Below are 24,059 nucleotides of genomic sequence, written 5' to 3'. Positions count from 1 at the left end.
ATTTAAATTAAGAAAAAGCCTGAGTTACCTCAGGCCATAAAAAATTACTCTTCAATAGGTGTTTCTGGAGCTTCGTTTTCGTCTACTCCCATATCAGTTGTTGTTTCAATAGAATCAGTTGGTACTACTTCTACAGAAGTACCTTCTTCATTCACTATTTCTACCTCTTCCGGTTCTGGTTCTTTTTCTATCTTGGTGACAGATGAAATCGCATCTGATTCATTCTTCAATCTAATTAACTTCACTCCTTGTGTATTTCTACCCATAACTCGAAGTTCAGCAACACTTGTACGAATTAAGATACCAGCTTTGGTGATAATCATCAAATCATTGTTATCATTCACCTCTTTAATAGCCACTAAAGCACCTGTTTTTTCAGTGATATTCAGCGCCTTAACTCCTTTTCCTCCCCTATTGGTCAAACGATAATCTTCCACTTCAGAACGTTTACCAAATCCTTTTTCAGAAACAACCAATAATTGTTGAACGGCAGGATCAGACACGCAAACCATACCAATTACTTTTTCATCTGCTTGCTCCTCATCTATCCAAATACCTTTAACTCCAGCGGCAGAACGACCCATTGGACGAACCCTTGTTTCCTCAAAACGAACAGAACGACCTGTATTAGTAGCAATTACTATCTGATTATTTCCATTTGTTAAGGCAACATCTAATAATCGATCTCCCTCACGAATAGTAATAGCAATGATACCATTTTGACGAGGTCTAGAGTAAGCTTCAAGCGACGTTTTCTTAATCGTTCCATCTTCTGTACACATAACAATGTAGTTATTGTCAATGTAATCAGGATCAGTGATTGATTTCACATTGATAACCGCACGAATTGTATCGCCATTTTCAATATTCATCAAATTCTGAATAGGTCTACCTTTAGACACTTTTGAACCCTCAGGTACAGCATATACACGTAACCAGAAACATTTTCCTCTTTCAGTGAAGAATAACAACCAATTGTGCATCGTTGCAGAGAATAAATGCTCTGTATAATCGTCATCTTTGGTTGCCACAGCTCTTGAACCTACACCACCTCTTGTTTGAGAACGGTATTCGGAAATAGGTGTACGCTTGATATAACCTTGTGCAGAAACAGTAATTAACATTTCATCATCTGCAATCATATCTTCTACAGAGAATTCATCGTCAGTCATGTTGATTTGAGTTCTTCTCTCATCACCATAACGGGCTTTCATTTCTGCCAATTCATCTTTAATGATTTGCAATTGACGTTCTGGCTTTGCCAAAATGTCTTCCAAATCATCAATTAATTTCATGATTTCAGCATATTCGTTCATGATTTTCTCACGCTCCATTCCCGTTAAACGCTGTAAACGCATTTCAAGAATAGCTTTCGCTTGAATCTCTGATAAATTGAATGAACTCATTAAGCCTGCTTGAGCAGTTGCTGGATCTTTCGATTCACGAATTAATTTGATCACAGCGTCCAAATTATCCAAGGCTATGATAAAACCTTCTAAAATATGTGCACGCTTTCTTGCTTCTCTTAAATCATACTTCGTTCTACGAACAATGATTTCATTTCTATGCTCAACAAAATGATGGATTAAATCCTTCAAATTCAGCATCATTGGACGACCTTTCACCAATGCAACGTTATTCACGCTGAAAGATGATTGCAAAGCAGTATGCTTGTATAAATTATTTAAAACAACATTGGCTACAGCATCACGTTTTAAATCGAATACAATACGCATTCCTTGACGATCCGACTCATCTCGAATCTCCGAAATACCTTCAATTTTTTTATCATTAACTAAATCAGCACATTGTTTGATCAATGTAGCCTTATTAACCATATATGGAATTTCAGAAACAATAATTTGTTCTTTACCCGTTTTTGAAGTATCAAATGTCGCATTTCCACGAACTACAATTCTACCTCTACCGGTTTCAAATGCATTTTTAATCCCTTGAACACCATAAATAGTACCTCCTGTTGGAAAATCTGGTGCTTTGATGTATTGCATCAACTCAGGAATGGTAATATCACGATTATCTATATAGGCATGAATTCCATCTACCACCTCCGTTAAATTATGAGGCGCCATATTGGTTGCCATACCTACGGCAATACCTGAAGTTCCGTTCAATAATAAATTAGGAACCTTCGCTGGTAAAACCGTTGGTTCTTCCAAAGAATCATCAAAGTTGGGCTGAAAATCAACCGTCTCTTTGTTCAAATCAGAAAGCATTTCATCCGCTAAACGCTTCAATCTAGCTTCAGTATAACGCATCGCAGCTGGTGAATCACCATCTACCGAACCGAAGTTACCTTGACCATCAACAAGCGGATATCGCAAAGACCAGTCTTGTGCCATCCTTACCATGGTATCATAAACAGATGAATCACCATGTGGATGGTACTTACCAAGCACCTCTCCGACAATACGAGCAGACTTTTTATATGATTTATTGTAGCTGACACCCAATTCCTCCATACCAAATAATACACGACGGTGGACAGGCTTAAGGCCATCTCGTACATCAGGAAGAGCACGAGAAACAATTACAGACATTGAATAATCAATGTACGCCCCTTTCATTTCATCTTCGATGTTGATTGGGATAATATTGGAATTTAAAGACATAAATAAACGTTGGTTTTTTGAACAAACTGCCAGACAAAATCATGAATTGATTAATTTCTACACAGTTTTCCAATAGCTACAAATATCTTAAATTTTGCCTATTTTTCCAAGAAAAAATTCAGTTATTCGTTTTACCTTAAAACAGTTTGCTTTTACAGGAAAAAATCACCCAAAATAAGGCTTATTATTTAAGCTGAATGCTATTTAACAGAGGATTCTCTGACTATCAATTTTGTTTTCAGTACCTCAATTTCAGGCAACTGCTCTTCTGATTTATTTTCAATTTGCTTGATTAACAATTCTGTCACCAAACGACCAATTTCATCCAAAGGTTGAGAAACAGATGAAATGGAAGGTGAAACAACAGAACAAATGGGTTCATTATTAAAACTAACTATTTTCACATCCTTAGGAACTTCAATTTTCAACTCTTTCAATGCCACCAACACTCCCACTGCCAAGCGATCTGAAACAACTAAAATTCCATCGGGTGGATTTGGGCCTTTCATCAAAATATGCGTTTGAGAGATAGCGGTATCTTGAAAATAATCCGAATGAATAATCAATGAAGGATCTAAGGCTATATTTGCTTCCTCTAATGCTCTTAAATAACCCAATCGACGTTGATTACTTACGGAAACATTTTTAGGACCTGCCAAGAAAGCAATCCTTTTGCAGCCATTATCAATAAGATGCTTTACAGCTTCGTATGCCGACTGCTCATTATCAACCATGACTTTTGAGGCAGCAATTTCTTCACAATCTCTATCAAAGAAAACCAAAGGAATTCCTCTTTTTTGTAATCTTTTTAAATGATCAAAATTGCTTGTTTCACGAGAAAGAGAAATGATAATTCCCTCTACTTGAGATCGAGACAAATTCTGTATATTGGTCAATTCACGCTCATAAGATTCTTGCGTTTGTGTAATCAACAAGGAATATCCAGCTTTTATGGCAGCTTCTTCAATCGATTTAACAACCGTTGAGAAAAAATAATAACCCAAATCAGGGACAATCAATCCCAACGTCTTGGTTTTACTTTTCACCAAACTTGATGCTAATATATTGGGTTGATAATCCCATTCGGCAGCTAAATCCAATACAGCCTTTTTGGTATCTGGATGAATATCAGGTAAGTCTCTTAAGGCCCTTGAGACAGTTGCAACTGATATATTCAGTTGTTTTGCAATATCCTTTATAGTAACCTGGTGACGCATATTCATTAAAATGTTTTCAAAAATAAACTATTTTAACCAATTAACACTATAATTTCAAATGGATAGAAATACTGGATTTTCCAGAACTTTGCCCTAAAGGTGGATTTTCCTTAAATAATTCTAAGTTAATTTCTGCGATTTGATCAGATAAAAATTTAATCCGTTCAACAATCCTCTCTACAACTGTTTCCAATAAATCAACTGGATCATTCATTACTTCCTTGCAAACAGCGTAAAGTGATCCATAATCTAAGGTTTGACCTAAAACATCTTTAATTTCTCGGTCTGAATGCAAGGTTATACGTAGATTAATTAAATACCAATTTCCCAGAATTCTTTCCTCTGGAAAAAAACCATGAAAAGCAAATAAACGTAAATTCTCTAAATTAACTTGATACAGATCCATAATTAATTGATCTCTCCTATCTTACCTTTCGGACCGTTAGACTTCGCATAAGCTTCTAAAACTTTATTTAAAGTCGGTAAACTGTCATCTTCCATCAATTCTTGTTTCGGTACTATCGACTTCTTTTTAGGTTCTATTGGAGACTTTGAAGGAGTTTTTAACTCATTTTTGGGATTCTTAACAAGCACTTTCTCTTTTTTATCAGGAGTTTTAGCATTTTTGCTGTCTTTTTTTACCAAAACAACTTTTTTCTTTTCTGGACTTTTAAGCGTTTCAAGAGGTATAGAATCATTGTGCTTAGTTTTCTCGCTGGATTCAACCGATAAATCCTCCCAAGATTTCACCTTTTCTAAGGTTAATTCAGAAATTTGAATTAACTGTTTAGCAACCTCTTTTTGTGCAGCTTGTAAAGCCATTAAACTACGATTCGTCTCAATGGATTTCTTGTTAGCTTCCTCTAAAATCAATTTACGCTCATTTTCAGCCAATAATTGAACCTTTTGAGCTTCTTTTTGGGCATCTTCAATGATTTTATTGGCCTTTTCTTTTGCATTGTCAATCAATTGATTCACTTCGGAATCCATTTTATTCAGCCAATTTTGCTGCGCTTCTTCAGCCATTTTCAAGGCTCTAAACAAAGAATTTTCCACTTCTCGCAATCGGGCAATTTCCAACTCTAAGGTGGAGATTTTATCCTCTAAACCTTCTTGTAAATGCTTATTTTGCTCGACAAAATTTTCAACCTGTGCTAGATAGAAATTTACATCCGAAACATCATAACCACGAAATGATTTCGAGAAATTAGCTTCAGGAATTTGAATTTTATGCTCCATAATCTGCTAAAATAAATAAAACTTTTAAAGAATTGTCCAAACAGAAATATTTTTATCATCTGAACCTGAAATCAATTGATTGTCAAAAGAAGTCCAAATCAACTTATTCACCGAATTTTTATGTCCACCACGCCTAGCAGCATCAATAACTTTTAACAATTTCATTTCTTCTAATTGCCAAATTTTGATGGTTTTATCCATACTTGCCGTGGCAAATAAAGTTTGATTGGGATGCAAGGCAACATCATTGATCGCATAAATATGCCCATTAACTTCCAATGGATTTAATTTAAAATCAGCTTGACCTAAGTACCACTTTTTCACCCGCGCATCCCTTCCGACTGAAATTAATTCGTTCTTTGATTCCAAATAGGCTAATGAAAAAATACTATTAGCATGTGCCTGCCAAAAATCAATTAAATTGAATTCTTTATCAAAAAGACGAATATAACCATCGCTATATCCCACTGCTACGCTATTTTCGTCTAACACAACAATTTTACGAGCACTTTTTTGACTTACTTTAATGTGTTTAATGATATTTCTTGACTCAAAATCAATAACCGTTATTAAGCCATCGTTATGAGCTACCCAAATTTGATTATTAAACAATTGCATATCAAAAATTGAAAGAGAATCTAATTTGATGGAAAAAACTCGACTTTGATCAGCAAGTTTAATCCCGTGAATTCCCTCATTATTTTGCCCAACCCACAATATTTCATTCTTCTTTTCTAAAAACATCGAATAAACTGAGCCTTCAACTTGCGCAATCGCCTTTCCAACATCTGGTTTTTGAAGATTCCATTGAACAATCCAGCCATCAGCGCCTGCAGAAAAAAACAAATGCTCTTCCGTGCCTTGCACTAAACTAAAAACGGCACCACGATGCCCAGAAAATGTATCTATTTTATTGACCTGCAAGTTTGATTGGGATTTTGTAGATGATTTAAATGCAAAATTGATAATTTTACAATCAAATTACACATTATGCCTGAAATTTTCACTTCTATTCCGATTGATTCCTCAGAAAATTGGATCAAAGTTTGGAAAATTGAAGAGCCGATTGACTTTTTCAAAACAATTCCTTTGGATTGGTATGAAACAATTTTAAAGAATAAGAAATCAGCTATACAAAAATCTGAATCTCTAGCTGCTAGGTATTGTTTATTCGAAATTTGCAAAACTTTAAACGTAGAATATGCTCAATTGGATGTTAATGAAAACGGTGCACCCTTGTTCATCGATTCGGATTTGGAAATTTCTCTAACACACTCCTACCCTTATGTGGCTGCGATTGTTTGCCAAAAAAAATCCATCGGAATAGATATTGAAAAAAAAGGCAGAAAAATCCTTAAAATAGCCCCTAGATTTTTAAATGAGCTGGAATTTGAACGTTGGCAAAATGATCATATTCAACTTACACTTGCTTGGTCAATGAAAGAATCCATTTACAAAGCTTGTAAAACACCTGGATTGTCTTTTCAAAACGCTATCAATTTGTCGGAAAATTTCACAAATCCTTTTACCTCAGAGGTAGAGAATGAATCGCTAAACATTTATTGGGAAATATTTGATGAATTTGTTCTTAGTGTTGCGGTTAAAAAATAAATATTAATCCAAAATATTGATAAGTTCTGTCAATTCATTTTTACGCCCCTCATCCCCTGCTTTTTCGAAAGCCATTATTAAGTTCCTCAATACTCGACGAATAATTTCTAAATTTGAACAAGGATTGTAATAGATATCATTTTGTGGCAAATTCAATTGAGCCAAATAATTATCAATATCTACTCGATTGAAAATCAACCCCTTATTAAATACATTGATATAAAAATTAACTCCTTCATGTTTGTAAACCAAAACAAATAAATTAGGCAAATTGACACCATAAACAGGCAAACCTAATTTTTGAGCAATCCACATATAAATAACACAAAGACTAATAGGATTTCCTTTTTTTGATTCTAAAACAAAATTGATAAATGAATTATTCGCTGCATGGAAATTCTTAGTATTGGCTCCAAATTTAAATTGATCGAAAATTATGCCATTTAACAATTTAATTTGATCAACAGGATGTAAATTTTCTGTGATTTGTGGCCAAACTTCATAATACATTTGTTCCATTTCAAGTTTCAATTGCTCATAGCTATAATCTGGAAAATGATAAGTTGCAACAATCCACATTCCCTCCAAAATATCCATTCCTCCAGCCTCTTTCCAATGAATCAATTTATTTCGAACAGATTCCAATTGAAAATCGTGAATCAAATTTTCAATTTTTTCTTGTAAAATGGGATTAAAGGACAAAGATTCCCATTCGTTTTCAAGTAATGGAATGATACTACTTCCTAAAGTTCTAATTTGCTCCTCCACGATTTGAACAACCTCTGTGTCAGAGTCGTCCAATAAATGGATCATCGCTTTAATAGAAGATTCGTTCATGTGAATAATTTTAACAAAAATAAATGAAATATTTACTAAACGGAAATTTTACCTTTTTGTGCACCCTTACATCAAAATGTTAATCTTGATATTTTTTTTAGCAACGAAATAAGCCTAAATTTGTTGTTAATTTTAAAACAAAAGATGGAAATTCTAATCACCGGAGGTGCTGGTTTTATCGGTTCACATACTTACATTGAATTAATTGAGAATGGTTACCTACCTATTATAGTTGATAATTTTTCCAATTCATCTTTAGAAGTTATTACCCAATTAGAGAAAATTACTTCTCAAAAGGTTCAATTTATCCAAGGAGATATCAATAATCCTGAAACATTAGACAAAGTTTTCAAGAATCATTCGATTCAAGGGGTAATCCATTTCGCGGCAAGTAAAGCAGTAGGCGAATCTGTTGAAAATCCTTTAAAATACTACAGAAACAACGTTTCTGCTACTGTATTGTTATTAGAGAAAATGCAAGAATTTGGCATTAATAATTTGGTATTTTCTTCGTCTTGTACCGTTTATGGTCAACCCATATCATTGCCAGTTACAGAAGCGGCAGAAGTTCAAGTAGCCACCTCACCTTATGGCAATACAAAACAAATTTGTGAAGAAATCATTGCTGATACAGTAAAAGCAAAATCCAAATTATCAGCTATTTCATTGCGATATTTTAATCCAATCGGAGCACATTCCTCTGGATTAATTGGGGAATTACCCATTGGAGCTCCTGCTAATTTAATTCCTTTTATTACTCAATCTGTCGCGGGAATTAGAGGTCCTTTAAATATCTATGGCATTGATTATCCAACATCAGATGGAACGGCAATTAGAGATTATATCCATGTTGTTGATTTAGCAAATGCACATGTTAAAGCTCTGCAATACTTGATTAATCAACAAAAAGATAATTTTTACGACTTTTTTAATATTGGTACAGGAAAAGGCAGTAGCGTTTTAGAAGTGATACATAGTTTTGAAAATGCGACAGGTAAAAAAGTGAATTACCACATTCAACCTAGAAGAGCTGGAGATGTGACTGCTGTTTACGCTTCTACAGATAAATCAAATAAAATTCTTAATTGGAAAGCTAATATAAGTTTAGAACAAGCGCTCAAAGATGCTTGGACTTGGCAAGAAAACCTTAGTAAAAAATAATATATGAAGAAAATAGTCATCACTGGAGGTGCAGGTTTCATCGGGTCACATGTTGTGCGACTGTTCGTTCAGAAATATCCTGAATACCAAATCTATAATCTTGATGCCTTAACTTACGCTGGAAATTTAGCTAACAACGAAGATATTGCTCATTTACCCAACTACACTTTTCTTAAAGCAGATATTACTGATGCAGAAGAAATTGATGCATTATTCGATAAATATCAATTTGACGGGGTCTTGCATTTAGCAGCAGAATCGCATGTGGACCGTTCTATTACTGATCCTTTGGCTTTTGTAAAAACAAATGTTTTAGGGACGGTAAATCTATTACAAGCTGCTAAAAAACATTGGAAAGGCAATTTTGTAGGAAAAAGATTTTATCATATTTCAACCGACGAGGTATATGGTGAATTACATAACCCTGAAGAGTTTTTTTTAGAAACTACCCCCTACGACCCAAGATCTCCTTATTCTGCCTCTAAAGCTAGTTCGGATCATTTTGTACGTGCTTTTCATGAAACATATGGTTTGCCAGTTGTCATTACGAACTGTTCAAACAATTATGGCCCCAATCACTTTCCTGAAAAATTAATTCCTTTAATGATTCACAATATTATCCATTCAAAACCATTACCTGTTTATGGAAAAGGGGAAAATGTGAGAGATTGGCTATATGTAATTGATCACGCAAGAGCCATTGATACGGTTTTTCATCAAGGTAAAAATGGCGATACGTATAATATTGGTGGCTTCAACGAATGGAAAAACATCGATTTAGTTCATTTGCTTTGTGACATCATGGATCAAAAATTGAACAGAGAAAATGGGACTTCACGCCAATTAATTACTTATGTAACAGATCGAGCAGGTCACGATTTGAGATATGCGATCGATGCACATAAAATCATGAATGAATTAGGCTGGAAACCCTCTTTACAATTTGCGGAAGGATTAGAAAAAACAGTAGATTGGTATTTATCCAATGAAAAATGGCTTTCTGATGTTACTTCAGGAGCTTATCAACAATACTACACCAAAATGTATCAAGGTAGATAATATGAAAGGCATTATTTTAGCTGGAGGTTCTGGCACAAGACTTCATCCATTAACACTAGCCGTAAGCAAGCAATTAATGCCTGTTTACGACAAACCAATGATTTACTATCCCCTTTCTATTCTGATGCTTTCTGGAATAAAAGAGATATTAATTATATCAACCCCACATGATTTACCTCATTTTGAAAAATTATTGGGAGATGGCTCTCAAGTGGGATGTAAATTTGAATATGCGGTTCAACCTGAACCCAATGGATTAGCTCAAGCCTTTGTAATTGGCGAAAAATTCATAGGGAAAGATAAAGTGGCCCTAGTTCTTGGAGATAATATTTTTTATGGCTCTGGTTTAAGTAAATTATTACAAGCCAATAATGATCCAGATGGCGGAGTGGTTTATGCTTATTCTGTTACAGATCCTGAGAGATACGGTGTGGTAGAATTTGATGAAAACAACAAGGTCATTTCGATTGAAGAAAAGCCTTTAAAGCCAAAATCAAATTATGCCGTTCCTGGATTGTATTTTTATGACAATGAAGTCGTCGAAATTGCCAAAAACATTGCTCCATCTCCAAGAGGTGAATATGAAATCACTGATGTGAACAAAGAATACCTAAAACGCGGTAAACTTTCCGTTGGTATTCTCAATAGAGGCACTGCTTGGTTAGATACGGGTACTTTTGCGTCTTTGATGCAAGCTGGACAATTTGTTCAAGTGATAGAAGAAAGACAAGGAATGAAGATAGGTTGCATCGAAGAGGTCGCTTATCGCATGGGATATATCAATGCAGAACAATTGAAAGAAATTGCCTTACCATTGGTAAAGAGTGGATATGGGCAATATCTTTTGAACTTAATAGCTTAATTGAGCAATATTCCTATTCCAAGTGCCATCAAAAACAGGACGATAGACGGTAATTTGGTGTATTGTGCCGCGATATAAGCACATAAAACAATCAACATGGAAATCCAATCGGCAGTTATAATGATTGGACTAAGAAAAATATAAGCAGCCACAAAGGATAAACCCAATGAGGCTGCTTGAATTCCTGCCAATGAGGCCCGAATAACTCGATATTGTTTCAATTGCCCCCAAATTCGGTAGACAAAGAATATCAAAAAAGTCCCAGGTAAAAATATCCCTGCTGCTCCAATAGCACTACCCATCAATTCCCCAAACAATCCATAATCTCGCATTAATAAGACTCCCAAATAAGAAGTCAAGGCAAAAATAGGCCCAGGTAAAGATTGAGATAGAGCCATGCCTGTTAAAAAATCTTGCGAATTGATTAGATGCTTGAATTCCACAAATTCAGTAAATAAAACGGGTGCTAAAACTTGTCCACCACCAAAGACTAAACTTCCGTTTCGATAGAAATTTTCAAATAATTTAATGGGGAAATAATTAGTAAAGCTTCCCAAAAGAGCTAAAAACAAGAAAAAACCAATAAAAAGATAAAAATTCGCCCAAGGAATAATCATCTTATGCTTATTCTGTTTTGGGAAAAGTTTATAATTGAAAGAAGAAATTACTCCACCTAACAACAAAACCATTGGAAAGAAATAAGGTGTTTGGTAGATCAAACCAGTTAAAATGGTAATTAAGCAAATTAACACATACAAAGGTCCAGTTATCACCTTTTTTGCCATTACAACACTTGATTGCAAAATCATTCCTATACCGACTGGTAAAACATACAATAAAATATTTTTATTGCGTAGGTAAGTCATTCCATAAGCTGCTAAGGTCATAATAAATACCGCTGGAGTTATCCAAACTAACAAGGTAGAATAGGCCAAAATTGCCCCTCCCCGCTTAAACCCAACAGCTGTGATAATTTGTGTAGAAGTAGGCCCAGGTAATACAGAACATAAGGCTTGTATCTCGAACAATTCTTCTTCACTCAAATAATGTTTTTTATGGACCAAACGATCTAGAAAAAGTGCGAAATGCACCTGAGGACCGCCAAAAGAGGTGGAGGCTAAAACAAGCACATCGAATAGAAAATCGAAATGTTTTAGCCTCTTCCACATATTATTTTTTCTTTAATCCCAATTCAATCAAACGTTCTTCCAAAAATTCCCCCGCTGTCATATCTGAATATAATTTAGGTTCCTCTGAATTGACACAATTTGTTAAACAGGTTAAATCCATTTCTGAACGTGGATGCATGAAAAATGGGATGGAATACCTCGATGAACCCATTTTCTCCTTAGGAGGATTAACAACTCGGTGGATAGTCGATTTTAATTTATGATTGGTTAGGCGATCTAACATATCTCCAACATTCACGACTACTTGATCCGGTAAAGCAGTAATAGGAATCCATTTCCCATCAATACGCAATACTTCCAAGCCTTCAGCAGAAGCTCCCATCAATAATGTAATTAAATTAATATCTCCATGAGCTGCTGCACGTACAGCTCCTTCAGGCAATGCATCTGGATTCTGAATGGGAAAATAATGAATCGCTCTTAGAATAGAATTTCCGTTTTGAACCTTGTCTTCAAAATAATCTTCTGGAAGTTCCAAATACAAAGCAATGGCTCTCAAAAGTGTTTTCCCAGCAGCTTCTAACGTTTGATAAGCTTGAAGTGTCAACTTTCCAAATTGTGGATATTCGTAAGGAAACACATTTTCAGGATATTCTTTCCAAACAGAATCGCCATCATTCTTGTGCGGTTGCCCCACGTGATAAAACTCTTTCAAATCTGGCACCTTAAAACCTTTAGCCGTCTCTTTACCTTTGCCCACATAGCCCCTTTGACCAGCAATTCCTGGCACTTCATATTGTTGTTTTATTGCATCCTCCGACTGAAAAAACTGTTCAACAGCTTGGTACAATTCACTTGTAAAATCATTCGATAAACCATGTCCTTTGATTGCAACAAAACCAATGTTATTAAAGGCTTTGCCCAAATCCTGAACGAATTTATTTTTTCTATCTACATCACCCGAGTTAAATTCTGCTAAATTCAACGATGGGATTTCATCAAGTAATTCCATTCTTTTTTATTTATTGACTTTTGCAAATTGAGAAGAAACAAAATCCCAATTGAGTATATTCCAAAAAGAAGCGATATAATCCGCTCTCTTATTTTGATATTTTAAATAATACGCATGCTCCCAAACGTCTAAGGCCATGATTGGACTTCCTTTTACTTCAGCAAGATCCATTAAAGGATTATCCTGATTGGGAGTTGAAGAGATCACCAATTTACCATCTTTTACTAATAACCAAGCCCAACCAGAGCCAAAGCGAGTAGTTGCAGCTTTGGCAAATTCTGTTTTCAAATTGTCTAATGAACCAAAATCCTTTTGAATTTGACTCAATAAATCCGCACTCGGACTGGTTTTAGTAGGAGTCAATAATTGCCAAAAGAAACTATGATTCCAATGTCCTCCGCCATTATTTCTAACAGCAACAGGGTATTTACTCATGTTGGTAAGAAGTTCCTCCAAAGTCAATGTAGCCATTGGTGTATTCGCCACAGCTTTATTCAAATTGTCTACATAAGCCTTATGATGTCTATCATGGTGAATCTCCATGGTTAAACGATCGATAGAAGGCTCCAAGGCTTCAAAAGAATAAGGAAGCGCAGGTAAGGTGAAAGGTGACGTTTCAGCAGCTATAACAGAAAAATCTACTGACATTTTTCTAGTGGAAAAACTAGAAAATAAAAAACTTGCACCGGCAAGGCCTAATGTTTTTTGCAAAAAACTGGAACGTTTCATTTTCTTAAAATTTAGATTATTCATAAACTACTCGGCCGACAATACTTCGTCCAAGGGTAATCTCATCTGTATATTCTAAATCGCCACCAATTGGGATTCCCCTTGCAATGGTAGAAATTTTGACAGAATATTCTTTTAATTTTTTGGTCAAATAAAATGCAGTGGTGTCTCCTTCCATGGTAGGACTTAATCCAAGAATTATTTCTACCACTTTACCAGCTGCAACACGAGCAACTAAAGATTCAATTTGAAGATCACTGGGAGAAATACCAGATAAAGGAGAAATAATACCTCCCAAAACATGGTACAATCCTGTATATTGACCCGTATTTTCTATTGCTAATACATCTCTCATATCTTCTACGACACAAACGATGGATTCATCTCTTTTGATGCTGGAACAAATTCCACACAATCCACCATCAGAAATGGAATGGCATTGAGGACAAAACTGAGTCTCTGTTCTCAACTGAACCAAAGCATGAGCCAATTGTAGGGATTGACTTTCTGGTCTTTTCAATAAATGTAAGGCTAATCTTAAGGCTGATTTTTTACCAATCCCTGGCAATTTTGAGATTTCCTCAACTGCTTGTTCAATAATTTTTGATGGGTAAATATGTAAGGCCATATAGATTAATTTGACTCAACTTCAGCTGAAATACCACGGCGACAAATTTCATTGCGCATCTTTACTAAATCTTCATAATCACCATTTTTCACAGAACACTTCCCTTTAAAATGAATTTGGAGCGTGCATTGTTCTGCTTGTTCTTGACTATGCTGACAAACCTCAATGAGGGTAATCGTTACGTACTCAAAAGTATTAACCTCATCGTTATAAACAATCAAGGTAAATCCAGGTAAAACCTCTTCCTCAACTAATACATCGGTATCTTCTTGCCACTTTTCAATATTTTGAAAAGAAAAGCTAGAAAGAAAAAACTTATTAGAAAAGATTTGCATATTTTTGGACAGTTTTAAAAAACCACGTAACACAAATTTAAAAAAATTATTCTATTAAAATTCTATGTCAGTACAATTAGCGGGAGGAATTCTTATCCTATATTTTGGCTTGTTGATAGCTATTTCTTATTTCACATCTAAAGGAGCCGATACCAATTCATTTTTTACTGCCAATAGACAATCCCCTTGGTGGTTAGTCGCTTTTGGCATGATTGGAACTTCAATTTCTGGATTAACGTTCATTTCTGTACCTGGCGCAGTTGGCAAAACAGACTTTACCTATTTTCAAATTATTCTTGGGCATTCTATTGGCTATTTAACGATAGCATTGGTATTGATGCCTCTTTACTATCGATTAAATCTAATTTCGATCTATACTTATTTAGAATCCAGATTTGGTTTTTGGTCATACAAAACGGGTTCTGCCTTTTTTCTTCTTTCAAGAACAATAGGTTCTGCAGCCAGACTATTTTTAGCGGTCAATGTTTTACAATTAGCCATTTTTGAACCTATTGGGGTTCCATTCATTGTAACTGTTTTTATATCCATTTTATTAATTTGGATATATACCCACAAAGGGGGTGTACAAACCATTATTTACACGGATACACTTCAAACACTCTTTTTATTAATTGCCTTGTTCATAACCATCTATTTGGTGAGCCAACAAATGCATTTAAACATGAGCGAATTATATCAGACCATACGAGATAGCAAATATTCTCACATGTTTGAATGGGATTGGAAAAGCAAACACTTTTTTGGGAAAGACTTTTTAGCCGGTGTATTTATTGCCATTGTAATGACAGGTTTAGATCAAGATTTAATGCAAAAAAATCTAACATGTAAATCAATCAAAGAAGCTCAAAAAAATATGTTTTGGTTTTATTGGGTATTACTTTTAGTCAACATCCTTTTTCTATCTTTAGGATCAATTTTATATATTTATTCTCAATCCAAAGGTTTAGTCATTCCAGCACAAACAGACAACTTATACCCTTCTTTGGCATTAGGTGGCCAGTTTGGAACCTTGGCTGGCGTTACCTTTTTATTAGGGATCATTGCGGCTACCTATGCGAGCTCTGATTCAGCCTTAACTGCTTTAACAACATCCTTTTGTATTGATTTCTTGAGCATAGAAAAATTCCAAGAAACTAAGAGAATTAAATTAAAAAACTTTGTTCATTTAGGTTTTTCTGCCTTGTTCTTTGTGGTCATTTTATTATTTCACGCATTCAACAACGAAGAATTAATTGCTGCAGTATTTAATTTAGCGGGTTATACTTATGGTCCATTATTGGGCTTATTCGCTTTTGGATTATTTACCAAAATTCCTGTAAAAGACAAATTAGTACCATTTATTTGCATACTATCGCCAATCATTACTTATATATTAGAAACTCAAACACAAGAACTATTTGGTGGATTTGGTTTCGCTAAATTGATCCTAAATGGATTTATCTGCTTTTTGATGCTTTGGGGGATCAGAGGTAAAAGGTAAGAGGTAAGGAGGTAAAAGAAGAGAGAAGAGAGAAGAGAGAAGAGAGAAGAGAGAAAAATCGAATGAGGTTTCTCTTCCCGTTTTCTCTCTTCTCTCTTCTTCTCTACATTCTAATCTCCACCACCGCTTTGATTATTTTATTTTCAGGTTTTGGAATTTCATTAAATTCCTGAGGTAAATTCATAAAATCAATTTCCTTGGAGATGTAATTGCTTAGGTCAATTTGTTGATTTCTTAAACATTCAATCACATATTCAAAATCTTCACGAGTCGCATTGCGGCTACTCATCAAAGTACCTTCTTTCTTATGAAAATCGGGATGACTCAATTGAATTTGCCCCAATTGCAGGCCTATTAATGTATAATTTCCACCATGAGAAAGATATTGAAAACCATTGTTTATTGCATTCAAATTTCCAGTTGCATCAATCACAATTTGAGGCATAGTTCCAGCAGTAATTTCCATTAATCTAGCAGAGACATCCTCTTTTCCATGAATCACATAATCAACTTGCCATTCTTTTTGACAAAAATCCAATCGATTTTGATTAAAATCCAAAGCAATTACTTTCGCTCCTTTGATTCTAGCAAATGCCATGGCTGCTAAACCTATGGGGCCTGCGCCAATAATTAGCACAAAATCATTTTCCTTGACTCCTGCCCTTCTAATTCCGTGTGCACCAATCGATAAAGGCTCAACCATGGCCAAATGTTTTAATGGAATATCATTCGCACGAATAACAAATTGTTTTGGAACTGAAATATATTCAACCATTGCGCCATTTTGATGAACTCCAATGACTGATAAGGTTTGGCAACAATTTGTTTTACCAGAACAACAAGCAGCACATTTACCACAATGAATATATGGAATAATGGCTACCTGGTCGCCAAGGATAAAATCAGCTTCATCCGCTTCCGTTTCCACGATTTCTCCCGACACTTCATGTCCCAAGACTCTAGGGTATGAAAAAAATGGCTGAGTACCTTCAAAAGCATGTAAGTCTGTCCCGCAAATTCCAATCCAACGAACCTTTATAAGTACTTCACCTAATTTCCTCCTAGGTTTTTCGACTTTCTGCCAATGAAATTTTCCAGGCTCTAAACAAATAAGTTGATTAATCATTTCTTTAAAATTTATAAGCAGCTCTCATGGCAAAATAAAAAACATCCTTTCCATTCCCCGTATCTTTCAAATAATCTCCAGCCTCACAATAACCGAATTCAATCAGGCCTTGTAAACTTCTAGTTAAATTCAAATTTGTTTCTAAAGTGAAAATATTACCTACATTTCTTGCCGTTGATTCAAATTTATGATTTAAAATTGGACGCATTGGCGACATATTTGGAGAAAACAATCCATCTTTCAAGCTTTCGCGAGTAACAAAAGATCCACGTAGAGTCATTTGAATGAAATCATTGGGATGAAATCTAAAATACGGACTTAAATTTAATGTATTTGTAATGTTTAAAGATACTGTTTGCCCAAAAGGAGGTCTTGAAAAAAGTGTATTAAAGGTATTTAATTGATTATCATCGTAATTTTTATCTCCAGGAACCCAATTACCACTAAAACCTAAGGTGTAATAATGATGTATTTGCCTAGAAACATCAAAAATGGACATAAATGCACTTATGGAAGATTCTCCAAAACTACCAAATTGATAAACATTTTCGATCGAATATTGCCATTTATTGGGTTTTGAAATAAATCGAAAACCTATACTATTTCTTTTTTCTTCAGCTATTTTGAACAAATATTCTCTTTTGGGACTTTGAAAATAGATAGAATAAAAATCAAATAAATAAGGTTTATGAAAATCAACATTACTAAAATACACCCCTATTAAATCCTCTTTAGATAGCTCATCGTCCAAGGCTCCTGGCTTCATAATCATTGGTCTAACCCAGAATACATCAGCAAGTAAATTTGGTTGCTTATAACGAAAATGCATACCAGCATGTGTCATCCTTGTATTGGGCCCCTCCCGCGAAGCTAATAAACGCTCCCCTCCATAAACCTCCTCTTGTTTTCCTAAACGTAGAAAAGCATTTTTTGAAGTAGGTATTTCTAAAAAAAATTGATGGATTGAAAAAATATCTTCATCCGATTGATTATTAATGGGGTTGTTATTAAAAAATCGCTCGGTATGATTAAATTGTAGAAAAACTCTGAATTTATTTTTAGTGGACAAAGCAGCATGCAACATCACTCGCTGCAATAATTGCTGAGGTGAATCGGTTAAAAAAGTAGAAGGAACTTCGCCAAAATTGAAATGTTCGTAATTCTGATAATTATATCTTAATTCACCCCCAATGGCAAGTTTCCATTTTTGTGAAGTATCTAATTGAATATGTTTTAAATTTCTTGCCCAAATATTCAATAACGTATCTTTCTGTAGAGCCACCAAATTATCATCTGATCTTGATTTACCAAAATACTGAGCATTAGAATCAATATTAAAAATCAATAAAATATTTAAGAGGGCAATAAATAGATATTTCAAGCAAAAAATATTTATATAATCTAAAAGGAAATGTATTTGGAATTTTACTAAAAAGATTAAAACTCGAACTCTTCAATAAAAATTCAAAATTATAAGAATATTATCAATATAACGACTTTAATTGGCTAAATCAACATTTTTCAAGAACGAATTGGCACTTTTTCCCGATTTAACCAAACAAACTTGGTAGATCTATTTTTAGAAATAAATTAAAAAAAAACAACTATTTTTCAAAAAGTTGCAAAATCACAATTTACAGTCAAATTAAAGGAGGTAGTTTTGTTTAATCCTAACCAAGAAGGTAACCTTTCAATAGGTTATTTGGGAAAAAGATTGATGATATAATTTAGAACACAGAACAATAAAGGTTAGACTTACTAAGTCTAACCTTTTTAGTTTAAAAATGACTTAAGAGAAATTAAGAATGTAGAATTAAAAATTAAGAATGTAAAAAAAGGATCCTCATACATCTTACATCATACATCTTACATCATACGTCTTACATCATACATCATACCTCCTCTACTTCTCTTTAAACTTCTTAATAACTTTGGACAAATAGGTTACCTCAACACCCAAAAAAGAGGCTAAATGCTTTTGACTGACACGTTCTAATAAGGATGGGTAATTTTTCTGTAGGAATACATACTTTTGTTCACTGTTCAGTGTTCTCAAAAGAATGGTTTGATTTTGAAACTCGCACAAATTCTGCATCAATTCTACCACTGAAAACATGGCAAATCGATTGCTCATACCAATCAATTGAAAATATAATTTCTTTTTGATTCCGTAAACAACACAATCTTCCAATGCCTCCATTGTTTCATGGGATGGCACTTCTTTTTGAAAACTATTAATTGGAGATACAAATTGACCTTCTTGAACAAACCAGGTAGAAACCTCAACCCCATTTTTTTCTGAAAACAATCTTAGAAGGCCTTTCTCTATGTAAAACATTTTATCACAAACCTCCCCTTCATACACCAGAATATCCCCTTTTTTCAATTTGACAGAAAAAATCAAACTCATTAAGTGGTCTAAAATTCTTGAATCAAATTTGTTTTTTAAATAGGGACTCGCACTTAATCTTTCTAATAATTTCATAATACTACATGGGCTAGGAATCTTTAAATTTAGTTTAAATTCAAATTTATTTAAAATTTAGATTTAAATTGCAATACTTACGTTCAAAAAGCAATAATTAATTTAACCTCATCATCAAGTCACTAGTAACAAATGAAATTATCACAAAGACTTTTAGAATCCTTTGGTAAAAGTTCAGACTCCTCCCAAAAATTTGTACAATTCATTTTAGATACAGCATTTGCTCAAAAACTAAAAAAAGGTGATTTACTCTATGATAGAGGTAAAGTAGAAGACCGTGTTTGTTATGTAGAAAAAGGATTATTAAAAAAATATACGATTGACCAGAATGGTAAAGAGCATATCAATTGGTTTTCTATGGAGGGTGACTTTATTTTACTTCCCAAGAGCTTTTTAAGAGGGGAAATAAATGAAGAAGTTGTTGAAGCGCTGGAAGATTGTGTCATTTTTTCGATGCGAAAAAATGTCCTGTTTAAAATCATGGAATACAACAATAAAATGTGTATGACCATGGTAAATGAGTTGTTTAACTATTTATGTGTGCTTCAAAATATTTGTATTTTCCTACGTTCATTAGATGCATCAGAAAAATACACTTTCCTGAAAAGCTTTAATTCTAAGCTTGTAAAGCGATTAAATCAAAAACAATTGGCTAATTTTTTGGGAATTGACACCACTTATTTATCTAAAATTCTAAAATCCTTGAACGAATAATTCAATTTTATCTTACAATTTGTCAATTTATTACTCTTTTATTTGTAATTTACGAGGATTTTAAAAAATCTACGTTCGATATATAATTTTATAAAGTTTTTGAGTTCTTTTTTAAGCATTTATTTTTACTTTTTTTTAAGTCTTTTTTTCTTTTTAATTGGTAGTAAATTACTATTTCAAAAAGGACTTATTGCTAGCAAGCTTTTAGGTGTTCAATTCCTAAATTTGACTTTGCTTATCCTTGTTTCCTTTTGGACGAATGAGGATCAATTTCTTTTACACCCCTATTTACTGAAAGTATCTTCTCCATTTGTTTACCTTATTTTCCCTTTAGCTTATTTATTTCAAGAGTTTGTATTATTTCCTGAAAAAAAATTCAAACCTATTGATTTACTACATTTTCTACCATTTTTACTCAATTTAGTGGAATTAATTCCCGTATACCTGAGCCCAACTGAGATAAAATTAGAATTGATCAAAGAAATTATACAGAAAAAATCCTACCTAGTAGAGAGTAAGTATAGTATTTACCTGATAAAACCTGCTTATCATCAATTTATCAGATTAACTCAATATTCAATTTACTCGGTCCTTATAGGTAGCAGTCTCTATGCTTACATCAAACATGTTCCCGAAAAACAATTTAAGAAAAATATAATTTTAGTTAGTTGGCTAGTTGGAGTATTTATATTAAAAGTATTTAGCATTATCGTTTCAGTATATTTTGTCTTTTCCCCACACAAAAATGCTATTGTATTCAATTGGCAAGATTTATTGAAAATTGTAGACCATGTTGTACTTGCATTTATCTTGTTTTATCATCCTAAAATGCTTGATATTACTACTTTGAAAGGAGAAAGCTTTAAGCAAAATACTGCAACAAATTCTTTTGAAAAAATTGAAACAGAAGCTATCCTATTCCATAAAATTGAAAATATTTTTGAACAAAAACACTTCTTCTTAGACGAGAATTTAAGTCCACAAACCATTGCAGAGGCTTTAGATATACCCAATAGAAAGGTTTCTACGCTTATAAAAACTTTCACAAATCTAACATTCCCTGATTATGTGAATTTAAAGCGTCTCAATTACATTGAGGAACAAATGAAAACAAGTCAAGAATGGAGAAATTTTACCTTTGAAACAATGGCCTTGGAAAGTGGATTTGGGAGCAGATCTAATTTTTACAATGCATTTAAAAAGCTCAAAAAGAATTCACCGAAAACTTATTTTGGACATATAAAACTAGAGTTAGAAAAATGATCATTTTTTTGTCCAATATATTGCATTTGCTCAAATTTAAGACAAACATATAATTTGAATCAATTTTCTTTGAAAGAAAAAATTCATCAACCAATGTTTCGTTTTTTAAAGCCACCATTTTCACCATTTGCTAGAATTCCAGATTTAACTCTATACAATTTGGACGAGCTAAGTAAATTAGCGAGAAAAATGAAAAAGACTACTTGGACTCAAGATCAATTTGTTTATGCAGAATGGTCAGATTCTTACACCATCATTCAAATGAGATTTAATCCGAATGGCACATTCAACAAATTAGTTAAAGAAGAGTGGAAGGATTTGAACGTTTTATTTGATTATGAGAAAATAGCACCAATAAAAGAAAAAGAATATTAGTCTATTCTCTAAATATAAGTTATCGTAATTTGAAAATTAGACCAAAAATTCATTTAATCTTTTATTAATATTGAATTTCGTTCTACTTTAAGGTCACAATACTTTCATTTTGATATAAATCTTACATAAATTACAACTTATAGACTATTTCGGAATAGATTTAATACGTTGAAAATGACTAAGATTACTCTAAAACTAATACTACTGCTATTTCCTTTCCTTGGATTATCGCAAAAAATAAACCTTGTTTTTCAATCAGGCCAAGAAGGCCATAAAACGTATCGTATTCCTGCCATCATCAAAAATAAGGAAGGGCATCTTTTAGCCTTTGCAGAGGGCCGAGTGAAAGGAGCTAGTGATTTTGGCGACATCAATATTGTTTTGAAAATCAGCAAAAACAAAGGCAAAACTTGGTCTGCTATTTCTACCATTGTTGATTATGATTCACTTCAAGCGGGCAATCCGACTCCAATTTTAGACACATTAGATCCACTATACCCACAGGGTAGAATTTTTCTATTCTATAATACGGGTAATAATCATGAAGGAGAAATAAGACGTGGCAAAGGTGTTAGAGAAGTTTGGTACATCACCTCCTCAGACGGAGGAATCTCTTGGTCTAAACCGATTAATATTACCTTACAAGTACATCGTCCAAAGCAAGAGAAATTTAACCCCAAATACAATTTTAAAGAAGACTGGCGCCATTACGCCAATGGACCTGGTCACGGATTATTGTTTACCTCTGGAAAGTATGCAGGCAGAATGCTGGTAGCAGGAAATCACTCAGAAAGTAATTTAAGCGACAAAGGAGTTGACTATTTTGCACACACTTTTTATACGGATGATCATGGAAAGACTTTCCATTTGGGAGAAACAGTTCCCTTAGCGGGAAGTAATGAAGCCACCGCTGCGCAAATTTCAGGAGACCGCTTAATGATGAATATGAGGAATCAAAAAGGAGATATTCATTCAAGAATTATTGGTATTAGTTCAACTGGAGGTGAAAAATGGGACAGTATTTATTTTGACAAGCAATTACCGGATGCCATATGCGAAGGAAGTTTGATTAATATGGGTAGCAAGAAAGGGAAATCGATACTTGCCTTTTCCAATACGTCAGATACCTTGAATAGAGATAAATTAAGTTTGAAAATCAGTGAGGACGATGGATTGACATGGAAAAAAAATATACTGATTGCCAAAGCAAGTACAACTGCTGAAGCAAAAAAAGATTACACAGCCTATTCAGACATCGTACAATTAGGCAGGAAAAAAATTGGGATTTTATATGAATTAGAAAATTACAGTAAGATTGTTTTTAAGGAACTGAAATGGAAAAAACGAAATAAATTAATTCGCCAAGTCTTTCTCAATTAATTGAATTAACTCTTTGGCTTTTTGTTGTTGCATTTTTGACATTATTTCATAGAATGCAACATATCCTTTACAGACATTCACATAATTGGAATACTCATAAAAAGTATTTTTATCAGTTGTAAGGAAAGCCTTACCCGTTCGTGAAATTATTTGCTCTAGGGTTTCTCGGTTATAATTAACTTTTCCCATTTTATCTGCAGCTTCAAACACATTCAAATGCAATATTTTATTTTGCATTTCGTGCACTCTTGCCCAACGCTCCAACATGGCTTCTTGTTGAACTCTAATTGCCACTTTTCCCTTCTCATAATCAGAAATTTTAGAAACTATTTCTTCATTTTGTATGAGACGAAAGCCTCCAGCATTTCTTAGTTGATCGATCGTTCCGGAAGAAAAATTAAGATTAACAAATCGAGTCACCATGACAATACTATTTAGGTAAATACTATCTATATCTGTTTTCTCCCAGTTTGGCTTGTATATAATAGCGGTGATTTTATTTCCAGATGACATCAATTCATCCATAGCTTTATCTTTGGAGGACATTTCATCTAAATCTGCATGTAGATCCTTAACCATGCTAGAAAGATAATCGTGCTCCTTATGTCGCTCTGCCCGATATTCTAGGTAATATTCTGACATAAAACCTAAAAATACGGCAAAAAAGAGCATCAGGAATTCCTGAATATATTCCTTCCATTTTTTGGGATGATGGCTGTGGTGATGTACTTCCATAAACTTGATTATTAATGACTTAGAGTTTAA

Annotated in this window: 24 protein-coding genes; 9 read left to right on the top strand and 15 right to left on the bottom strand. The window is 33.8% G+C overall.

What is annotated here, in order from left to right:
* Window positions 1-44: 44 nt before the first annotated feature.
* The 5 genes from gyrA to V7S79_RS01170 all read right to left on the bottom strand — a co-directional run bounded on the left by gyrA (window position 45) and on the right by V7S79_RS01170 (window position 6,010).
* Window positions 45-2,630 carry a DNA gyrase subunit A gene (gene gyrA / locus V7S79_RS01190; protein ID WP_459488662.1) on the bottom strand — a complete coding sequence of 862 codons (2,586 nt, stop codon included), beginning with the start codon at window positions 2,628-2,630 and terminating at the stop codon, window positions 45-47.
* A 200-nt stretch (window positions 2,631-2,830) separates the two neighbouring features.
* Window positions 2,831-3,847, bottom strand: coding sequence for a LacI family DNA-binding transcriptional regulator (locus tag V7S79_RS01185; RefSeq protein WP_459488660.1), 1,017 nt, complete (start codon window positions 3,845-3,847; stop codon window positions 2,831-2,833).
* Window positions 3,848-3,893: 46 nt separating this feature from the next.
* On the bottom strand, window positions 3,894-4,253 hold the full coding sequence (gene folB / locus V7S79_RS01180; protein ID WP_459488658.1) for a dihydroneopterin aldolase: 360 nt from the start codon (window positions 4,251-4,253) through the stop codon (window positions 3,894-3,896).
* 2 nt (window positions 4,254-4,255) lie between these two features.
* Complete coding sequence (locus tag V7S79_RS01175; RefSeq protein ID WP_459488656.1) at window positions 4,256-5,086, bottom strand: DivIVA domain-containing protein; 831 nt, start codon at window positions 5,084-5,086, stop codon at window positions 4,256-4,258.
* Window positions 5,087-5,110: 24 nt separating this feature from the next.
* Window positions 5,111-6,010, bottom strand: a complete 900-nt coding sequence (locus V7S79_RS01170; RefSeq protein WP_459488654.1) for a WD40 repeat domain-containing protein — start codon at window positions 6,008-6,010, stop codon at window positions 5,111-5,113.
* A gap of 66 nt (window positions 6,011-6,076) precedes the next feature.
* Between V7S79_RS01170 and V7S79_RS01165 the strand changes: the two genes are divergently transcribed.
* Window positions 6,077-6,697, top strand: a complete 621-nt coding sequence (locus V7S79_RS01165) for a 4'-phosphopantetheinyl transferase family protein (RefSeq protein WP_459488652.1) — start codon at window positions 6,077-6,079, stop codon at window positions 6,695-6,697.
* A 3-nt stretch (window positions 6,698-6,700) separates the two neighbouring features.
* On the opposite strand, the gene V7S79_RS01160 is transcribed toward V7S79_RS01165, so the two are convergent.
* Window positions 6,701-7,534: a transglutaminase-like domain-containing protein gene (locus tag V7S79_RS01160; protein ID WP_459488650.1), complete on the bottom strand. Its 834-nt coding sequence runs from the start codon at window positions 7,532-7,534 to the stop codon at window positions 6,701-6,703.
* Between the two features lie 144 nt (window positions 7,535-7,678).
* On the opposite strand from V7S79_RS01160, the gene galE reads away from it, so the two are divergent.
* Genes galE through rfbA form a run of 3 tightly spaced genes read left to right on the top strand, consistent with a single transcriptional unit; the run spans window position 7,679 to window position 10,616 of the window.
* On the top strand, window positions 7,679-8,695 hold the full coding sequence (galE, locus tag V7S79_RS01155) for a UDP-glucose 4-epimerase GalE (RefSeq protein ID WP_459488648.1): 1,017 nt from the start codon (window positions 7,679-7,681) through the stop codon (window positions 8,693-8,695).
* Between the two features lie 3 nt (window positions 8,696-8,698).
* Window positions 8,699-9,754 (top strand): dTDP-glucose 4,6-dehydratase, encoded by a 1,056-nt coding sequence (gene rfbB / locus V7S79_RS01150; RefSeq protein ID WP_459488646.1) that lies wholly within the window; start codon window positions 8,699-8,701, stop codon window positions 9,752-9,754.
* A gap of 1 nt (window position 9,755) precedes the next feature.
* Window positions 9,756-10,616, top strand: a complete 861-nt coding sequence (gene rfbA / locus V7S79_RS01145) for a glucose-1-phosphate thymidylyltransferase RfbA (protein ID WP_459488644.1) — start codon at window positions 9,756-9,758, stop codon at window positions 10,614-10,616.
* Here the strand turns inward: rfbA and V7S79_RS01140 are convergent.
* The 5 genes from V7S79_RS01140 to V7S79_RS01120 are packed head-to-tail and all read right to left on the bottom strand — an operon-like array spanning window position 10,613 to window position 14,450.
* Window positions 10,613-11,785: a chromate transporter gene (locus V7S79_RS01140; protein WP_459488643.1), complete on the bottom strand. Its 1,173-nt coding sequence runs from the start codon at window positions 11,783-11,785 to the stop codon at window positions 10,613-10,615. The two genes, rfbA and V7S79_RS01140, sit on opposite strands and share 4 nt — an antisense overlap.
* Window position 11,786: 1 nt before the next feature.
* Complete coding sequence (locus V7S79_RS01135) at window positions 11,787-12,758, bottom strand: isopenicillin N synthase family dioxygenase (protein WP_459488641.1); 972 nt, start codon at window positions 12,756-12,758, stop codon at window positions 11,787-11,789.
* 6 nt (window positions 12,759-12,764) lie between these two features.
* Window positions 12,765-13,487: a superoxide dismutase gene (locus V7S79_RS01130; RefSeq protein WP_459488639.1), complete on the bottom strand. Its 723-nt coding sequence runs from the start codon at window positions 13,485-13,487 to the stop codon at window positions 12,765-12,767.
* Window positions 13,488-13,503: 16 nt separating this feature from the next.
* Window positions 13,504-14,115: a recombination mediator RecR gene (gene recR / locus V7S79_RS01125; RefSeq protein WP_459488637.1), complete on the bottom strand. Its 612-nt coding sequence runs from the start codon at window positions 14,113-14,115 to the stop codon at window positions 13,504-13,506.
* A 5-nt stretch (window positions 14,116-14,120) separates the two neighbouring features.
* Complete coding sequence (locus V7S79_RS01120; protein WP_459488635.1) at window positions 14,121-14,450, bottom strand: ATP-dependent Clp protease adaptor ClpS; 330 nt, start codon at window positions 14,448-14,450, stop codon at window positions 14,121-14,123.
* Window positions 14,451-14,514: 64 nt separating this feature from the next.
* Here V7S79_RS01120 and V7S79_RS01115 point away from each other — a divergent pair, with 64 nt between their 5' ends.
* A complete protein-coding gene (locus tag V7S79_RS01115; protein WP_459488633.1) occupies window positions 14,515-15,951 on the top strand; it encodes a sodium:solute symporter in 1,437 nt (478 codons plus the stop codon).
* A gap of 103 nt (window positions 15,952-16,054) precedes the next feature.
* Here the strand turns inward: V7S79_RS01115 and V7S79_RS01110 are convergent, their stop codons facing one another.
* The 3 genes from V7S79_RS01110 to V7S79_RS01100 form a co-directional block, all read right to left on the bottom strand.
* Complete coding sequence (locus V7S79_RS01110; RefSeq protein WP_459488632.1) at window positions 16,055-17,077, bottom strand: zinc-binding alcohol dehydrogenase family protein; 1,023 nt, start codon at window positions 17,075-17,077, stop codon at window positions 16,055-16,057.
* Between the two features lie 4 nt (window positions 17,078-17,081).
* A complete protein-coding gene (locus V7S79_RS01105; protein ID WP_459488630.1) occupies window positions 17,082-18,458 on the bottom strand; it encodes an alginate export family protein in 1,377 nt (458 codons plus the stop codon).
* A gap of 522 nt (window positions 18,459-18,980) precedes the next feature.
* Window positions 18,981-19,562 carry a Crp/Fnr family transcriptional regulator gene (locus V7S79_RS01100; protein ID WP_459488628.1) on the bottom strand — a complete coding sequence of 194 codons (582 nt, stop codon included), beginning with the start codon at window positions 19,560-19,562 and terminating at the stop codon, window positions 18,981-18,983.
* 132 nt (window positions 19,563-19,694) lie between these two features.
* Between V7S79_RS01100 and V7S79_RS01095 the strand changes: the two genes are divergently transcribed.
* From V7S79_RS01095 to V7S79_RS01080, 4 genes are all read left to right on the top strand, one after another.
* Complete coding sequence (locus V7S79_RS01095) at window positions 19,695-20,276, top strand: Crp/Fnr family transcriptional regulator (RefSeq protein ID WP_459488626.1); 582 nt, start codon at window positions 19,695-19,697, stop codon at window positions 20,274-20,276.
* Between the two features lie 225 nt (window positions 20,277-20,501).
* Window positions 20,502-21,539, top strand: a complete 1,038-nt coding sequence (locus V7S79_RS01090) for a helix-turn-helix domain-containing protein (protein ID WP_459488625.1) — start codon at window positions 20,502-20,504, stop codon at window positions 21,537-21,539.
* A 93-nt stretch (window positions 21,540-21,632) separates the two neighbouring features.
* On the top strand, window positions 21,633-21,914 hold the full coding sequence (locus V7S79_RS01085; RefSeq protein WP_459488623.1) for a hypothetical protein: 282 nt from the start codon (window positions 21,633-21,635) through the stop codon (window positions 21,912-21,914).
* Between the two features lie 174 nt (window positions 21,915-22,088).
* The gene (locus V7S79_RS01080) at window positions 22,089-23,294 is read left to right on the top strand and encodes a sialidase family protein (RefSeq protein WP_459488621.1); all 1,206 of its coding nucleotides are present in this window, start codon (window positions 22,089-22,091) and stop codon (window positions 23,292-23,294) included.
* Here the strand turns inward: V7S79_RS01080 and V7S79_RS01075 are convergent.
* Window positions 23,268-24,029: a hypothetical protein gene (locus tag V7S79_RS01075; RefSeq protein WP_459488619.1), complete on the bottom strand. Its 762-nt coding sequence runs from the start codon at window positions 24,027-24,029 to the stop codon at window positions 23,268-23,270. The genes V7S79_RS01080 and V7S79_RS01075 overlap by 27 nt on opposite strands.
* Window positions 24,030-24,059 lie beyond the last annotated feature (30 nt).

The sequence above is a fragment of the Aquirufa sp. ROCK-SH2 genome (assembly GCF_054558315.1).
The sequence above is the reverse complement of the archived record's forward strand: the minus strand, read 5'-3'. Positions and strand labels throughout refer to the sequence as shown.

Excerpts from the sequence above, each read along its gene's own strand:
- gyrA (WP_459488662.1), bottom strand. The coding sequence starts at position 2,630 with ATGTCTTTAAATTCCAATATTATCCCAATCAACATCGAAGATGAAATG.
- V7S79_RS01185 (WP_459488660.1), bottom strand. The coding sequence starts at position 3,847 with ATGCGTCACCAGGTTACTATAAAGGATATTGCAAAACAACTGAATATA.
- folB (WP_459488658.1), bottom strand. The coding sequence starts at position 4,253 with ATGGATCTGTATCAAGTTAATTTAGAGAATTTACGTTTATTTGCTTTT.
- V7S79_RS01175 (WP_459488656.1), bottom strand. The coding sequence starts at position 5,086 with ATGGAGCATAAAATTCAAATTCCTGAAGCTAATTTCTCGAAATCATTT.
- V7S79_RS01165 (WP_459488652.1), top strand. The coding sequence starts at position 6,077 with ATGCCTGAAATTTTCACTTCTATTCCGATTGATTCCTCAGAAAATTGG.
- V7S79_RS01160 (WP_459488650.1), bottom strand. The coding sequence starts at position 7,534 with ATGAACGAATCTTCTATTAAAGCGATGATCCATTTATTGGACGACTCT.
- galE (WP_459488648.1), top strand. The coding sequence starts at position 7,679 with ATGGAAATTCTAATCACCGGAGGTGCTGGTTTTATCGGTTCACATACT.
- rfbB (WP_459488646.1), top strand. The coding sequence starts at position 8,699 with ATGAAGAAAATAGTCATCACTGGAGGTGCAGGTTTCATCGGGTCACAT.
- rfbA (WP_459488644.1), top strand. The coding sequence starts at position 9,756 with ATGAAAGGCATTATTTTAGCTGGAGGTTCTGGCACAAGACTTCATCCA.
- V7S79_RS01140 (WP_459488643.1), bottom strand. The coding sequence starts at position 11,785 with ATGTGGAAGAGGCTAAAACATTTCGATTTTCTATTCGATGTGCTTGTT.
- V7S79_RS01135 (WP_459488641.1), bottom strand. The coding sequence starts at position 12,758 with ATGGAATTACTTGATGAAATCCCATCGTTGAATTTAGCAGAATTTAAC.
- V7S79_RS01130 (WP_459488639.1), bottom strand. The coding sequence starts at position 13,487 with ATGAAACGTTCCAGTTTTTTGCAAAAAACATTAGGCCTTGCCGGTGCA.
- recR (WP_459488637.1), bottom strand. The coding sequence starts at position 14,115 with ATGGCCTTACATATTTACCCATCAAAAATTATTGAACAAGCAGTTGAG.
- V7S79_RS01120 (WP_459488635.1), bottom strand. The coding sequence starts at position 14,450 with ATGCAAATCTTTTCTAATAAGTTTTTTCTTTCTAGCTTTTCTTTTCAA.
- V7S79_RS01115 (WP_459488633.1), top strand. The coding sequence starts at position 14,515 with ATGTCAGTACAATTAGCGGGAGGAATTCTTATCCTATATTTTGGCTTG.
- V7S79_RS01110 (WP_459488632.1), bottom strand. The coding sequence starts at position 17,077 with ATGATTAATCAACTTATTTGTTTAGAGCCTGGAAAATTTCATTGGCAG.
- V7S79_RS01100 (WP_459488628.1), bottom strand. The coding sequence starts at position 19,562 with ATGAAATTATTAGAAAGATTAAGTGCGAGTCCCTATTTAAAAAACAAA.
- V7S79_RS01095 (WP_459488626.1), top strand. The coding sequence starts at position 19,695 with ATGAAATTATCACAAAGACTTTTAGAATCCTTTGGTAAAAGTTCAGAC.
- V7S79_RS01085 (WP_459488623.1), top strand. The coding sequence starts at position 21,633 with ATGTTTCGTTTTTTAAAGCCACCATTTTCACCATTTGCTAGAATTCCA.
- V7S79_RS01080 (WP_459488621.1), top strand. The coding sequence starts at position 22,089 with ATGACTAAGATTACTCTAAAACTAATACTACTGCTATTTCCTTTCCTT.
- V7S79_RS01075 (WP_459488619.1), bottom strand. The coding sequence starts at position 24,029 with ATGGAAGTACATCACCACAGCCATCATCCCAAAAAATGGAAGGAATAT.